Below are 13,217 nucleotides of genomic sequence, written 5' to 3'. Positions count from 1 at the left end.
CGCCTGCGCCAGCGGCTACAGGACCCTGGCATAACCATGCCTGGCAATGTCCCGCCAAACCCCATCCTCCTGACAGAAACTGTCAGGAGGCTCTGGTAATCTGCGCCGGTGTTTTTTCCGGAGTGCACCTGCGTGTCGCGAGCCAGTCGTTTACTCACCCTGCTGCAGATGCTGCGGGGCAAAAGCCGTCCGGTGACCGCCGCGACCCTGGCCTCGGAGCTGGAGGTTTCCGAGCGCACCCTGTACCGCGATATCGCCGAGCTGACCGCCCTGGGCGCGCCGATCTACGGTGAGGCGGGGATAGGCTACGTGCTGCGCAGCGGGCTGTTCCTGCCGCCGTTGATGCTCAATGCCGATGAGACCGAGGCCGTGGTGCTGGGCCTGCGCTACGTCGATCAGCGCGGCGACGAGGAACTGAGCAAGGCCGCCGCCGATGCCATGGCCAAGATCGCTGCGGTGCTGGCCCCCGCGGCCCAGGACGCACTGCGCAATCCGACCCTGTTGCCCGGCCCGGCGGGCTACGGCTTCCCCGACAACCCGGTGTCGCTCAATGTGTTCCGCCAGGCGATCCGCCTTCAGGCCAAGCTGCTGATCGACTATGCCGACGTCAACCAGAATCCCAGCCAGCGCCGGGTCTGGCCCCTGGCCCTGGGCTTTCTCAACGAGGCCCGGGTGATCGTGGCCTGGTGTGAATTGCGCGAGGATTACCGCACCTTCCGCACCGACCGCATTGCCGCCGCCCAGGAACAGGGCGAGCGGTATCCGGGGCGGCGCAGCGACTGGCTGCGAGCCTGGCGCAAACGCATGCACAGCGATGAGCAGGGCCGTTTTACTGCTGACAGGAAATGACACGCGGGGGCTTTAGCATGGCCCGCTCATTCAACAGCAAGGAGCTTTTGTCATGTCGGCCACAGTCCCTTCCCTGGCCCCGGCCATCGCCGCTTATGTCACGGCCATCAACAGCGGCGACCGCGCAGTGGTGGCGTCGATCTTCGCCGACCGCGCCCAGGTCTTCGATGAATGCGAGCACTGCGTGGGGCCCCAGCAGATCGCCCGCTGGATGGGCAAAGGCGCGTGCCGCCTGGAAATCCTCGGGGTCCAGCAGCGCACTGGCAAAGTGCTGCTCGACAGCCGGGTGTGCGGTGACTTCCCCGGCAGCCCCCAGGCCCTGCGCCATACCTTCCGCCTGGACGCCCAGGGGCGGATCGAACGCCTGGATATTTCCCGCTGATGTAGCCGCTGGCGCAGGCGGCGAAAAACCTGAGCATGCCCAAGGTTTTGCTGGAGAGCGCCAGGCAAGGCCCTGCGGTCCTTTTCCCAGCTTCGCAGGCTCGGCAGCGGCTACAGGTCGGCCTGGAGCGGCTCATGCTGGCATACTGCGGCTCTTTGCCAGGAGGCCCGAGCCCCATGCCATTCGATTCCCCCATGAGCGCCTACCAGTACGCCCTGGAGCAGCAGGGCTTTGTCGCCGACGCGGCGCAGGCGCGGGCGGTGCAGGCCTTGCAGCAATGCCATGAAGCCCTGCATCAAGGGCGCACGGCGGTGCCCGGGGTCTATCTGTGGGGGGCGGTTGGGCGGGGCAAGACCTGGCTGATGGACCAGTTCTACCAGAGCCTGCGGGTCCCGGCGCGGCGCCAGCACTTTCATCACTTCATGGGCTGGGTGCACCAGCGTTCGTTCCAGCTGACCGGTATTGCCGACCCCTTGCAGGCCCTGGCCCGGGAGCTGGCCGAAGAGGTGCGGGTGCTGTGTTTCGATGAGCTGTTCGTCAATGACATCGGTGACGCGATCATCCTCGGGCGCCTGTTCCAGGTGATGTTCGACCAGGGCGTGGTGCTGGTCTGCACCTCCAACCAGCCCCCGGAGCAGCTGTATGCCGATGGCTTCAACCGCGAGCGCTTCGTTCCGGCGATCAGCGCCATCCGCCAGCACATGCAGGTGGTGGCGGTGGACGGCGAGCAGGATCACCGCCTGCACCCGGGCGCCGCCGAGCAACGCTACTGGCTTGGCGCCGAGGGGCAGCCGAGCGCCCTGGGGCCGGTGTTCGAGCGCTTGAGTGCCGGGCAGCCGGCGAGCAGCGAGCCGCTGTTGCTCGGCTATCGCCCGTTGCAGGTGGTCAAGGCGTGCGGGACGGTGGCCTGGTGCAGCTTCGTCGAACTGTGCGAACAGCCGTTTTCCGCCATGGACTTCATGGCCCTGTGCGACCGCTTCCAGGCCATTCTCCTGAGCGATGTGCCCAACCTCAGCGCTTGCCAGCGCCCCGCACGCATTGCCCGGGGCACCGAGGATGGTGCCGAGCGGGTGGTGGCCGGGGATCGTGAGTTGCCGCAGCTGTCGGTACATGACGACGCGGTGCGGCGTTTCATCGCCCTGGTGGACGAGTGCTACGACCGCAAGGTGCCGCTGTACCTGGAAGCCCGGGTGCCCATGGAACAGCTGTACACCGAGGGCTACCTGGAGTTCGCTTTCCGCCGCACCCTCAGCCGCCTGCAGGAAATGCAGTTGCAGCGTTTTGCCGGTGGGCCCGCGGCCTGAAGGGAAACCTTTCCGGCTGCCGTGGATCCCGGCCGCTGCTTAGGATTTTTTCTGTAGTGCGCGGGTTAAAAATCTTCGTTTGGTCAAATCCCCCAGCCTACAATCGAGGCTGCCTGAGCCCTGAGCGCTCACTTTCAATACGTTGATCGAGGATGAACATGGACGTTGCCGATGTCGTGGTGTTGCAAGCCAGTTACAGCAACCCGGTGCATGCCGAAGCCATAGGCGTGTTGCTCAACCACTATGCCGAGGACCCCATGGGCGGCGGCCAGCCCCTGGACGCAGACCGGCTCCAGCAGTTGCCGGCGGAGCTGGCCAAGCGGCCCCAGGCGTTCAGCGTGCTGGCCTTTGCCGGCGGGCAGCCGGTGGGCCTGGTGAACTGCTTCGAAGGCTTCTCCACCTTTGCCTGCCGGCCCCTGGTAAATATCCATGACGTGGTGGTGCTGGACAGCTACCGCGGCCAGGGCCTGAGCAAGCGCCTGCTGCAGAAGGTCGAGGACATCGCCCGGCAACGGGGCTGCTGCAAGGTCACCCTGGAAGTGCTGGAGGGCAATGCCCAGGCCCAGGCCGCCTATCGCGCCTGCGGTTTCGCCAATGCCATGCTCGACCCGGCTCACGGGCGCATGCTGTTCTGGAGCAAAGCCTTGTAATGCACGCCCCCAACCCCTGCGCGCCGGTCCCGGTAGAAACACCCTGGCGGATCTTCCTGGTGTTTCTGCGCCTGGGCCTGAGTTCGTTTGGCGGGCCGCTGGCGCACCTGGGCTACTTTCGCCAGGAATTCGTCCAGCGCCGGCGCTGGCTGGGGGAGGCGGCCTATGCCGAGCTGGTCGCGCTGTGCCAGTTTCTTCCCGGACCTGCCAGCAGTCAGGTCGGCATCGCCCTGGGATTGTCTCGCCGTGGCCTGCCCGGGGCCCTGTGTGCCTGGGCCGGCTTTACCTTGCCTTCGGCCCTGGCCCTGGCACTGCTGGCCCTGGGGTTGGGGGGCGGGGTCCCGGCCGGGGCGCTCAAGGGCTTGCAACTGGTGGCGGTGGCGGTGGTGGCCCAGGCCTTGTGGGGCATGGCCCGCAGCCTGTGCCGGGGCGCCTTGCAGATCGTCATTGCAGTGCTGGCCGCGGCGCTGGTGCTGCGCTGGCCGGGCCTGGGCGGGCAGTTGCTGGTGATGCTGCTGGCGGCGCTGCTGGGCCGCTGGCTGATCAGGCCGGTGTTCCAGGTGCAGGTCCAGAGCCCTCCCTCTGGGGCGAGTCGCCGCCTGGGGGCGTGTTGCCTGGGGCTGGCGCTATTGCTGCTGGTGCTGTTGCCGGGGCTGGTGCTGCTCTGGCCGGGGCGCCTGCTGAGCCTGTTCGATGGTTTCTACCGGGTCGGCGCTCTGGTATTCGGCGGCGGCCATGTGGTGCTGCCGCTGTTGCAGGCGCAGGTGGTGGAGCTCGGCTGGGTCAGCAGCCCGCTGTTCCTGGCCGGGTACGCCAGCGCCCAGGCGATGCCCGGCCCGCTGTTCAGCGTCGCGGCCTTTCTCGGCGCGGCCATCGATGGCTGGAGTGGGGCGGTGGTGTGCCTGCTGGCGATCTTTCTGCCAGGGCTGTTGCTGGTGATCGGCGTGGTGCCCTTCTGGCAGCGGCTGCGCCACCGCCAGGGCATCCAGGCGGCCCTGGCCGGGGTCAATGCCGCGGTGGTGGGCCTGCTGGCGGCAGCGTTGTACCAACCCCTGTGGACCAGCAGCGTGACCGGCGCGCCGGAACTGGTGGCGGTGTTGCTGGCGCTGCTGCTGTTGCGCAGCGGCCGGGTGCCGCCCTGGGCCCTGGTGCTGCTGGGGGCCGGTGCCGGTGCCTGGCTGCTCTAGAGGTCGTGCTGCGCCGGGTCGAGCCTTGGGAATACCAGGCGGAACTCGGTCAGGAGTTCCGGGATGCTGCTGACCTCGGTGCGCCCCTGGTGCAGGTTCATGATCGAACGGACGATGGCCAGGCCCAGCCCGGTGCCGCCTTCGGCCCGGGTGCGGCTGCTGTCGACCCGATAGAAGCGCTCGAACAGATGGGGCAGGTGGCTGGCGGCGATGCCCGGGCCGGGGTTGCCCACGCTCAGGCTCACGGCCTCCATGCTCTGCTCCACCCGCAGGCTGATCTGCCCCCGCGGCGGGCTGTGGCGAATGGCGTTGGACAGCAGGTTGGAAATGGCCCGCTGGATCATCAGCCGGTCCCCCAGCACCCAGGCATCGCCACTGGGCTGCAGTTGCAGCTGCTTCTCTTCGGCGCTCAGGGCGAACAGGTCGATGACCCGGCGCGCTTCTTCCCCCAGCGAGACCCGGGCGAACCGGGCCTGGGACGCCGGCTGGCTGACCTGGGCCAGGAACAGCATGTCGGCGACGATCCGCGTGACCCGCTCCAGCTCTTCGATACTGGCCTCCAGCACCGCCTTGTACTCCTCTGGCGGGCGTTCCCGGGACAGGGTCACCTGGGCCTTGCCCATCAGGTTGCTGATGGGCGAGCGCAACTCGTGGGCTAGGTCGTCGGAGAACTGCGACAGGCGCTGCACGCCGCCGTCCAGGCGTTGCAGCATGACATTGATGCCCTGGCCCAGCTCCGCCAGCTCCCGGGGCAGGCCCTGCAGCTTCAGACGGTGGGTCAGGTCCTGGGTGGTGACCCGCGCCGCGACCCGGCTGAACTGCTGCAGCGGCAGCAGGCCCCGTTGCACCAGCCACCAGGCGCCGAAACCGATCAGCAGCAGCAACAGGGGCAGGGCGATCACCGTGGAGCGCAGGTAGGCGCTGAGCAGCGCCTGATCGTTGCTGCGGTCCAGGGTCAGTACCACCTGGACCTGCTCGCCGTTGCGCAGGCTCATCTGCCGCAGGGCGCTGAGCAAGGGGTTGCCGCGGCTGTCGCGCCAGTCGACATAGCCATCGCCACCGATATTGCCCAGGGGTTCGGGCAGGGACTCCTGGGCCATGCCGCCGACAATCAGCAGGGGTTCGGCCAGCGGATCGCTGCCGAGGATGCTCAATTGCAGGTTGTCGTGGCCCATCACCAGGTCCAGCAGGGAATGGGGGCGGGCCGCCAGGTCACTGCTCTTGAGGTCGCTGGTGAGGCTGTGCCGGATCTGCTCCAGCTTGCTGTCCAGGCCCTTGCGCGCCAGGTTGTCCAGCTCATGGTTCAACGCCAGGTAGGCCAGGGTTGCCAGCAGCACCACCAGTGCCGCGCCCATCAGGGCGACGGTCAGCCCCAGGCGCATGGACAGGCTGCTGGCCGCGGTGGGGCGCGCTGTCATGGGCGTGCTTCCAGGACATAACCGACACCGCGCAAGGTATGGATCAGCTTGACGTCACTGGCGTCGTCGATCTTGCCTCGCAAGCGGCTGATGGAGACTTCCACCACATTGGTGTCGCAGTCGAAGTTCATGTCCCAGACCAGGGAAATGATCTGGGTACGGGTCAGTACTTCTCCGCTGTGGCGCATCAATACATGCAGCAGGGTGAATTCCTTGGTCGTCAGGTCGATACGCCGACTGCCGCGATAAGCCCGATGACGGCGCGGGTCAAGTTGCAGGTCGGCAACTTGCAGAACTTCCGGTTGGACAATGACTTCACTACGACGCATCAGGGTACGAACCCGGGCCAGCAACTCGGGAAATTGAAACGGTTTGACCAGATAATCATCGGCGCCCATATCCAGGCCCTTGACCTTGTCTTCCAGGCGCCCGCGGGCAGTCAACATCATGACCCGTGCGGGATAGTTTCCCTGCAGTTGTTCAAGAACTTGCCAACCATCTTTGCCGGGTAGGTTGATATCCAGGATTACCAATTCATAGGGTTGTTGTTGAATCAGGTGCAGGCCGTCCACGCCATTGTTCGCCCGGTCCACCACATAGCCACTTTCACTCAGGCCCTGATGCAGGTAGTCGGCCGTCTTGGGTTCGTCCTCAATCACCAGAATGCGCATTGCAATATCCTCTTCAAAGCTGTCGGGGCTGTCGAGCGAGCGCAGGTTAAAGTCTGTAGTAGCTATAGGGTCAATAAAATAACCCAGCTAATTCAACTGATTAACCAGGCTGTCCGATCAGTGGCGAGTGGCATGGTGCGGCGATACTAATTGAGCCGGGGCACTGCGGGCGGCAGATGACCGGGTTGTCATCTGCCTGTCATGCGGGTGCAAGAGAAGGAGGGCAGCCCCTATGAAAAAGGCGCCCGCAAGGGCGCCAAACATCCACTTCTGGCAAAGGAGCAGATTGCCGGGAAGGGGTATCGCTGGAACTGGGGGTCAGGCACCAGGCTGTTGTTGCTTGGCATCCGAGGCGGAATAGTTGGGCTCGGATTTCTGCTTTTCGGCTTTTGCGGTGTTTTCGGTCTTGTCGCCGTGAAGTTGCTGCTGGCTAACGCGGAAGTTGTCATAGAAGCGCTGCATATTTTCCGAGCCACCTTCGGCAAAGGCCGCGCTGGAACCTACCAGAATCAGGCCGCTTAATACCAAAGTTGAAAGTTTCATGCTGTTTTTCCTGCTTAAGAATGTTCGGTACTTGTTACGTCCCTGCACAAGAAGTGATGGGCGAAAGTTTCACCGAAGTGTATTAAGCGAGGGTTAACGTCAGCCTGAAGTGCTGATTACAATTTCGACATCATGTGTCTTTGCCGGCGCTTGGCCGCGCTGGTCGGCAAGGGCACCTCCTTGAAGGCGCCGCCTGCGGACGCGGCCTGGTGCAAAAAAAAGCCCCGGGAACCGGCCAGGGTTCTCGGGGCTGTTTGCCGGCAAGCCGGATCCTGCGGGCGTGGCGGGGGGCTTACTTCTGTACCACCGTGGCTTCGACCGGGGCCTTGGGTTTCATCAGGCTGAAGTCGATCAAGGGCCTGCTCTGGCGCGAGTAGGGGTCGCCGATCAGCAGCGGGCGTGGCTTGAAGCTGTCGCTCACCAGGCTGCGGCTGTGGTCCAGCTCATCGAAACTCAGGCCCGCCAGGTCCGCCCAGGTGTGAATCAGCTGGGAACTCATGTAGGGGCGGCTGAGGTCTGAAGCGAAGCTCCAGTCATGGGTTTCCCGCCATTTCGGCGAGGCCCAGGCCATGAACGGAATGGTGTACATCGGCGCCGTCGGCCGGGCTTCGTTGCGGCCCAGGGTGTCATGGCCGGCGGAGTCGAAGACGTCCTCGCCGTGGTCCGAGAGGTACAGCAGGAAACCGTTGGGGTCGGTCTTGGCGTAGTTCTTGATCAGGTTCGAGACCACGAAGTCGTTGTACAGCACGGCGTTGTCGTAGCTGTTGTAGGTGGGCAACTGGTCGTCGCGCACGCCGGCCGGTACGCCCTGGCGATCATTGAACTTGTCGAAGCTGGGCGGATAGCGGTACTGGTAGCTCATGTGGGTGCCCAGCAGGTGGACCACGATGAACTTGCGCGGTGCGCTGTCGGCCAGGGCCTTGGAGAACGGTTCGAGCACGTCGCCGTCGTACTGGCGGGCGTTCTGGTTGCGGTTGTTGTTCAGGTAGACCTGCTCGTCCGCCTGTTCGGAGAAGGTGGTGAGCATGGTGTTGCGCTTGGTCATGGTCTGCTGGTTGGTGATCCAGTAGGTCTTGTAGCCGGCCTGCTTCATCACGCTGACCAGGGACGGGCTCTTGAGGTACAGGTCGGGGTTTTCTTCGTCGGCGAAGGTCAGTACTTGCTGCAGCGCCTCGATGGTGTAGGGGCGCGGGGTGATGACGTTGTTGAAGATCGCCAGCTGATCCTTGAGCTTGTCCAGCTCCGGGGTGGTCTGGCGCGGGTAGCCGTACAGGCTCATGCGCTGGCGGTTGGTGGATTCGCCGATGACCAGTACCAGGGTCGCCGGCTGGTTGGCCATGCTGTCCTTGAGGTTGGTCAGGGGGGCGATCTTGCTGGCGCTGGCGAGCATGCCCTGCATGCCGTCCAGTTGCTCGCGGTAGCGGCGATAGGCAATCACCATCTGCCAGGGCACGGCGGGCTCGATGCGGGTTTCGAATTTCTCCAGGCCGGCGGCCAGGGTATCGGCGCGGGAGATCTGCTTGACCAGCGGGTAGCCGACGATGGCCACCAGGATTGCCGTCGCCGCCACCAGGGCCTGGCCCCGAGGCAGGTAGACCGGGCGCAGGCGGGTCCAGAGGAAGAAGGCGAATGCGCTGTGGGCGAGGAACGCCAGGAGCATCCACCAGGCAAAGTACTGGGTCAGGTATTCACCGGCTTCCGAGGGGTTGGACTCGAACATGATGAAGATGACGCTTTGCGAGAACTCCTGCTGGTAGACGAAGAAGTAGCCCAGGCTGGCCATGGAACAGGCCCAGAGCACCACGCCGATCACGGCGGCCATGACTTTGGTGCGCGCCGGGAACAGCAGCATCGGTGCCAGCCAGATGGCGCTCATGAAGAACGCCTGGCGGAAACCGGTGAAGCCGGAGGTGTCGGTCAGCTGGATCAGCAGTTGGGTGATGCCGGAGAAATACCAGAAGAACAGGAACAGCCAGAGCAGCCCCATCCAGTCAAAACCTTTCGCAGATGCACTACTGCGTTTGAACAATGCCATTGAGCGCTCCCCAGGGATCCAGATTCATTGCGCGCCAAGGGCGTCGCGAATGAGCGCCGTCTTGTAACAAGACGGCCACAATGGCCGGGAGTATCGACAGGCAAGTGTGAAAACTTTGTCAGCTGTATGTCGCTATTTTGTGGTTTGCAACGGGAGGCTGTGGCGGTATGACGAGGGACGGCGGCTTGGCCCGGGACCTGCAGCGGGGCTGAACGCAGGTCGGGCCTGCGTTCAGGGGCGAGGCTCAGCTCGCGGAAGAGAGGTGTAGCGGCGCCGGTTGACCTTGGCTTTGCAACTGCAGGCGCAATTGTGCGAGCTCCCGTTGCAGTTGATCGCGTTCGTCTTTGAGTTGACGCAATTCGTCACGACGAATGGTGACGTACAGGGTTTGTGCTGGTCGTGCCGGTAGTACTGTGCCCATTGCTTCACCTCGCAAATGGCGTGTCTCAACTATGCTTCGCTGGCCGCATCCCTTGCGCAAAGCACTATCGGCGGCAATTTTATTTCTTTTTCGGGCAAAGGGAACTTTTTTATTTTTCGCGGTCGCTGTGTCTTCGCGCAGACTTGCAGCGTTATCCACCCAGGGCCAGGGAAACTTCAGGGGCTGGCACGGGACTAATCTTCATTGTTCTGCTGCCCGTCAGGGGAATCGGCTGGGGCCGGTCGATGGATAATTCGCGCCGTCGGGGGTAAAAAACTCGGAATCTGCCTGAAGATTGCGCTGTCTTGGGGCTTCTTGCCTTGTATAGTTGCGCCCCTCGGGATTTTGCCCCGGCCCACTGGGCTATAACTTTTTTTGATCAGAATTTTTGCAGTAGGAGCATCAGCACATGCAACTGGGGATTATTGGACTGGGCCGCATGGGCGGCAACATTGCACGGCGCCTGATGCTCAATGGGCACGAGACCGTAGTCTTTGACCGCAACACCGACTTCGTCAGCGCCCTGGCCGCTGAAGGCGCCAAGGGCGTCGCCGACCTGCCGGCCCTGGTGGCGGGCCTGGAAAAGCCCCGGGCGGTCTGGGTCATGCTGCCCGCGGGCGCACCCACCGAAGACACCATCGACACCCTCAGCCAGTTGCTGGAGCCGGGCGATGTGATCATCGACGGTGGCAACACCTACTATAAAGACGACATCCGCCGCGCCCGCGACCTGGCGCAAAAGGGCCTGAAGTACATCGACGTCGGCACCTCCGGCGGCGTCTGGGGCCTGGAGCGTGGCTACTGCATGATGATCGGCGGCGACGCCGCCGAAGTGCTGCGCCTGGACCCGCTGTTCGCCGCCCTGGCGCCCGGCATGGGCACCATCCCGCGGACCAAGGACCGGGTCGCCGATGACGACCGTGCCGAACGCGGCTACATCCACGCCGGCCCGGCCGGCTCCGGTCACTTCGTCAAGATGATCCACAACGGCATCGAGTACGGCATGATGCAGGCCTTCGCCGAGGGCTTCGACATCCTCAAGACCAAGGCCTCGGAAAGCCTTCCGGAAGACCAGCGCTTCGACCTCAATGTCGCCGATATCGCCGAAGTCTGGCGCCGTGGCAGCGTGGTGTCCTCCTGGCTGCTGGACCTGACCGCCGATGCCCTGGCGGGCGATCCGAAGCTCGACGGCTTCTCCGGCTCGGTGGCCGACAGTGGCGAAGGGCGCTGGACCATCGAAGCGGCCATGGAGCAATCGGTGCCGGTGCCGGTACTGTCCAACTCGCTGTTCTCCCGCTACCGCTCCCGCGGCCAGGGCACCTACGGTGACAAGCTGCTGTCGGCCATGCGCTTCGGCTTTGGCGGCCATGTGGAGACCGGGAAAAAATGACCACCACGCGAAAGAAGTCCAAGGCGTTGCCGGCGCCGCCGACCACGCTGTTCCTGTTCGGCGCCCGCGGTGATCTGGTCAAGCGCCTGCTGATGCCGGCGCTGTACAACCTCAGCCGCGACGGTTTGCTGGATGAGGGGCTGCGGATTGTCGGCGTTGACCACAACGCGGTGAGCGACGCCGAGTTCGCCACGCTGCTGGAAGACTTCCTTCGCGATGAAGTGCTCAACAAGCAAGGCCAGGGGGCGGCGGTGGATGCCGCCGTCTGGGCCCGCCTGACCCGGGGCATCAGCTATGTCCAGGGCGATTTTCTCGACGACTCCACCTATGCCGAACTGGCGGCGCGGATTGCCGCCAGCGGCACCGGCAACGCGGTGTTCTACCTGGCCACCGCACCGCGCTTCTTCAGTGAAGTGGTGCGCCGCCTGGGCAGTGCCGGGTTGCTGGAGGAGGGGCCGCAGGCTTTTCGCCGGGTGGTGATCGAAAAACCCTTCGGTTCCGACCTGCAGACCGCCGAAGCCCTCAACGGCTGCCTGCTCAAGGTCATGAGCGAAAAGCAGATCTATCGCATCGACCATTACCTGGGCAAGGAAACGGTCCAGAACATCCTGGTCAGCCGTTTTTCCAACAGCCTGTTCGAGGCATTCTGGAACAACCATTACATCGATCACGTGCAGATCACCGCGGCGGAAACCGTCGGCGTGGAAACCCGTGGCAGCTTTTATGAACACACCGGTGCCCTGCGGGACATGGTGCCCAACCACCTGTTCCAGTTGCTGGCGATGGTGGCCATGGAGCCGCCCGCTGCCTTTGGCGCCGATGCGGTACGTGGCGAAAAGGCCAAGGTGGTGGGGGCTATCCGCCCCTGGTCCGTGGAAGAGGCCCGGGCCAACTCGGTGCGCGGCCAGTACAGCGCCGGAGAAGTGGCCGGCAAGGCCCTGGCGGGCTACCGCGAGGAAGCCAACGTGGCGCCGGACAGCAGCACCGAAACCTACGTTGCGCTGAAGGTGATGATCGACAACTGGCGCTGGGTCGGGGTGCCGTTCTACCTACGCACCGGCAAGCGCATGAGTGTGCGCGACACCGAGATCGTCATCTGCTTCAAGCCGGCGCCCTATGCACAGTTCCGCGATACCGAGGTCGAGCGCCTGTTGCCGACCTACCTGCGGATCCAGATCCAGCCCAACGAAGGCATGTGGTTCGACCTGCTGGCGAAAAAGCCCGGGCCGAGCCTGGACATGGCCAACATCGAACTGGGTTTTGCCTACCGCGACTTTTTCGAGATGCAGCCCTCCACCGGCTACGAAACCCTGATCTACGACTGCCTGATCGGCGACCAGACCCTGTTCCAGCGCGCCGACAACATCGAGAACGGCTGGCGCGCGGTGCAACCCTTCCTCGATGCCTGGCAACAGGACGCCAGCTTGCAGAGCTACCCGGCGGGCGTGGATGGCCCGGCAGCCGGGGATGAACTGCTGGCCCGGGATGGCCGCGTATGGCGACCCCTGGGGTGAGTGGCGTGCAGGCGCGGCCTATCGAGTTCCTCCTCAGTGACATGGACGGCACCCTGTTGCGCCCCGACCACAGCCTCAGCCCCCGCACCCTGGATGCGGTCCGTGCGCTGCGCGAGGCCGGGGTGGCCTTCAGCCTGGCCACCGGACGGCCGCCGCGGGCCATGCTGCAGCAGATCGAGGCCCTGGGCGTCGACCTGCCCACTGCCGGCTTCAACGGCGGCAGTATCGTCAAGCCCGATGGCAGTTTCCTGGCTCGCCACCATGTTCCGGTGGAAGCGGCGGTCACCGCCTTGCTGCTGTTCGAACCCTGCCCACAGGTCGAGACCTGGGTGTTTGCCGACAACGAATGGCTGCTGCGCAACCTGGACGGTGCCCTGATGCCCCTGGAGCGCCAGGCGCTGGGTTACGCCCCCAAGGTGGTGGACAGCTTCGAGGAATACCTGCCGCGCATCGACAAGATCGTCGCCGCCAGCAGCGATCACCGCTTGCTGGTGCAGTTGGAGGCCCGCTTGCAGGCCGCCACTGCAGGGCAGGCCCAGGCGTCCCGTTCCCAACCCAGGTTCCTCGATCTCACTGCCTTGCAGGCGGACAAGGGGCAGGCCCTGGTGACCCTGGCCGAATACCTGGGGGTGCCGCTGGAGCGCACTGCGGCCCTGGGCGATGGCGGCAACGACCCGGCGATGTTCCAGCGTGCCGGCCTGTCGATTGCCATGGGCCAGGCGGAAGAACAGGTCAAGCGCCAGGCTGATGTGATCACCGGCAGCAACCTGGAAGACGGCGCAGCCGAAGCCATCGAGCGCTATATCCTCATGCGTTGAGGGCCGTGGGGGGGGGGGGGGGGGGGGGGGGGGGG

At 64.6% G+C, this 13,217-nt stretch carries 13 protein-coding genes; 8 read left to right on the top strand and 5 right to left on the bottom strand.

Translation table 11 applies throughout. The features are described from left to right. Positions 1–132 precede the first annotated feature (132 nt). The 5 genes from AC1RMG_RS05990 to chrA all read left to right on the top strand — a co-directional run bounded on the left by AC1RMG_RS05990 (position 133) and on the right by chrA (position 4,372). On the top strand, positions 133–849 hold the full coding sequence (locus tag AC1RMG_RS05990; protein WP_015635716.1) for a helix-turn-helix transcriptional regulator: 717 nt from the start codon (positions 133–135) through the stop codon (positions 847–849). Between the two features lie 52 nt (positions 850–901). After that, positions 902–1,231, top strand: a complete 330-nt coding sequence (locus tag AC1RMG_RS05985; RefSeq protein ID WP_493168669.1) for a nuclear transport factor 2 family protein — start codon at positions 902–904, stop codon at positions 1,229–1,231. 176 nt (positions 1,232–1,407) lie between these two features. Further along, positions 1,408–2,535 carry a cell division protein ZapE gene (gene zapE, locus AC1RMG_RS05980; protein ID WP_072441752.1) on the top strand — a complete coding sequence of 376 codons (1,128 nt, stop codon included), beginning with the start codon at positions 1,408–1,410 and terminating at the stop codon, positions 2,533–2,535. Positions 2,536–2,693: 158 nt separating this feature from the next. Next, positions 2,694–3,185, top strand: a complete 492-nt coding sequence (locus AC1RMG_RS05975) for a GNAT family N-acetyltransferase (protein WP_011061437.1) — start codon at positions 2,694–2,696, stop codon at positions 3,183–3,185. After that, the gene (gene chrA, locus AC1RMG_RS05970) at positions 3,185–4,372 is read left to right on the top strand and encodes a chromate efflux transporter (RefSeq protein WP_493168666.1); all 1,188 of its coding nucleotides are present in this window, start codon (positions 3,185–3,187) and stop codon (positions 4,370–4,372) included. Before AC1RMG_RS05975 ends, chrA begins: the two co-directional genes overlap by 1 nt. Here the strand turns inward: chrA and AC1RMG_RS05965 are convergent. The 5 genes from AC1RMG_RS05965 to AC1RMG_RS05945 all read right to left on the bottom strand — a co-directional run bounded on the left by AC1RMG_RS05965 (position 4,369) and on the right by AC1RMG_RS05945 (position 9,460). Next, entirely contained in the window at positions 4,369–5,790 is a 1,422-nt protein-coding gene (locus tag AC1RMG_RS05965) for a heavy metal sensor histidine kinase (protein WP_072450262.1), read from the bottom strand. The two genes, chrA and AC1RMG_RS05965, sit on opposite strands and share 4 nt — an antisense overlap. After that, positions 5,787–6,461, bottom strand: coding sequence for a heavy metal response regulator transcription factor (locus tag AC1RMG_RS05960; protein WP_011061434.1), 675 nt, complete (start codon positions 6,459–6,461; stop codon positions 5,787–5,789). Before AC1RMG_RS05960 ends, AC1RMG_RS05965 begins: the two co-directional genes overlap by 4 nt. Before the next feature lie 318 nt (positions 6,462–6,779). Further along, complete coding sequence (locus AC1RMG_RS05955; protein WP_015635710.1) at positions 6,780–7,004, bottom strand: hypothetical protein; 225 nt, start codon at positions 7,002–7,004, stop codon at positions 6,780–6,782. 292 nt (positions 7,005–7,296) lie between these two features. Next, positions 7,297–9,039, bottom strand: coding sequence for a phosphoethanolamine transferase CptA (locus AC1RMG_RS05950; protein ID WP_053151775.1), 1,743 nt, complete (start codon positions 9,037–9,039; stop codon positions 7,297–7,299). A 244-nt stretch (positions 9,040–9,283) separates the two neighbouring features. Continuing rightward, complete coding sequence (locus AC1RMG_RS05945) at positions 9,284–9,460, bottom strand: DUF6026 family protein (protein ID WP_015635709.1); 177 nt, start codon at positions 9,458–9,460, stop codon at positions 9,284–9,286. 409 nt (positions 9,461–9,869) lie between these two features. Here AC1RMG_RS05945 and gnd point away from each other — a divergent pair, with 409 nt between their 5' ends. The 3 genes from gnd to AC1RMG_RS05930 are packed head-to-tail and all read left to right on the top strand — an operon-like array spanning position 9,870 to position 13,182. Then, positions 9,870–10,850 (top strand): phosphogluconate dehydrogenase (NAD(+)-dependent, decarboxylating), encoded by a 981-nt coding sequence (gene gnd, locus AC1RMG_RS05940; RefSeq protein ID WP_015635708.1) that lies wholly within the window; start codon positions 9,870–9,872, stop codon positions 10,848–10,850. Then, positions 10,847–12,364 (top strand): glucose-6-phosphate dehydrogenase, encoded by a 1,518-nt coding sequence (gene zwf, locus AC1RMG_RS05935; protein WP_047286745.1) that lies wholly within the window; start codon positions 10,847–10,849, stop codon positions 12,362–12,364. Before gnd ends, zwf begins: the two co-directional genes overlap by 4 nt. Further along, positions 12,346–13,182, top strand: coding sequence for an HAD family hydrolase (locus tag AC1RMG_RS05930; protein WP_065364119.1), 837 nt, complete (start codon positions 12,346–12,348; stop codon positions 13,180–13,182). Before zwf ends, AC1RMG_RS05930 begins: the two co-directional genes overlap by 19 nt. The last annotated feature ends 35 nt before the right edge of the window (positions 13,183–13,217 follow it).

The sequence above is a fragment of the Pseudomonas sp. GW822-FHT04H02 genome, assembly GCF_058800645.1.
The sequence above is the reverse complement of the archived record's forward strand: the minus strand, read 5'-3'. Positions and strand labels throughout refer to the sequence as shown.

What these genes read in the sequence shown, in the direction of transcription:
- AC1RMG_RS05985 (WP_493168669.1), top strand. Translation starts at nt 902, where the DNA reads ATGTCGGCCACAGTCCCTTCCCTGGCCCCGGCCATCGCCGCTTATGTC.
- zapE (WP_072441752.1), top strand. Translation starts at nt 1,408, where the DNA reads ATGCCATTCGATTCCCCCATGAGCGCCTACCAGTACGCCCTGGAGCAG.
- AC1RMG_RS05975 (WP_011061437.1), top strand. Translation starts at nt 2,694, where the DNA reads ATGGACGTTGCCGATGTCGTGGTGTTGCAAGCCAGTTACAGCAACCCG.
- chrA (WP_493168666.1), top strand. Translation starts at nt 3,185, where the DNA reads ATGCACGCCCCCAACCCCTGCGCGCCGGTCCCGGTAGAAACACCCTGG.
- AC1RMG_RS05965 (WP_072450262.1), bottom strand. Translation starts at nt 5,790, where the DNA reads ATGACAGCGCGCCCCACCGCGGCCAGCAGCCTGTCCATGCGCCTGGGG.
- AC1RMG_RS05960 (WP_011061434.1), bottom strand. Translation starts at nt 6,461, where the DNA reads ATGCGCATTCTGGTGATTGAGGACGAACCCAAGACGGCCGACTACCTG.
- AC1RMG_RS05955 (WP_015635710.1), bottom strand. Translation starts at nt 7,004, where the DNA reads ATGAAACTTTCAACTTTGGTATTAAGCGGCCTGATTCTGGTAGGTTCC.
- AC1RMG_RS05950 (WP_053151775.1), bottom strand. Translation starts at nt 9,039, where the DNA reads ATGGCATTGTTCAAACGCAGTAGTGCATCTGCGAAAGGTTTTGACTGG.
- AC1RMG_RS05945 (WP_015635709.1), bottom strand. Translation starts at nt 9,460, where the DNA reads ATGGGCACAGTACTACCGGCACGACCAGCACAAACCCTGTACGTCACC.
- gnd (WP_015635708.1), top strand. Translation starts at nt 9,870, where the DNA reads ATGCAACTGGGGATTATTGGACTGGGCCGCATGGGCGGCAACATTGCA.
- zwf (WP_047286745.1), top strand. Translation starts at nt 10,847, where the DNA reads ATGACCACCACGCGAAAGAAGTCCAAGGCGTTGCCGGCGCCGCCGACC.
- AC1RMG_RS05930 (WP_065364119.1), top strand. Translation starts at nt 12,346, where the DNA reads ATGGCGACCCCTGGGGTGAGTGGCGTGCAGGCGCGGCCTATCGAGTTC.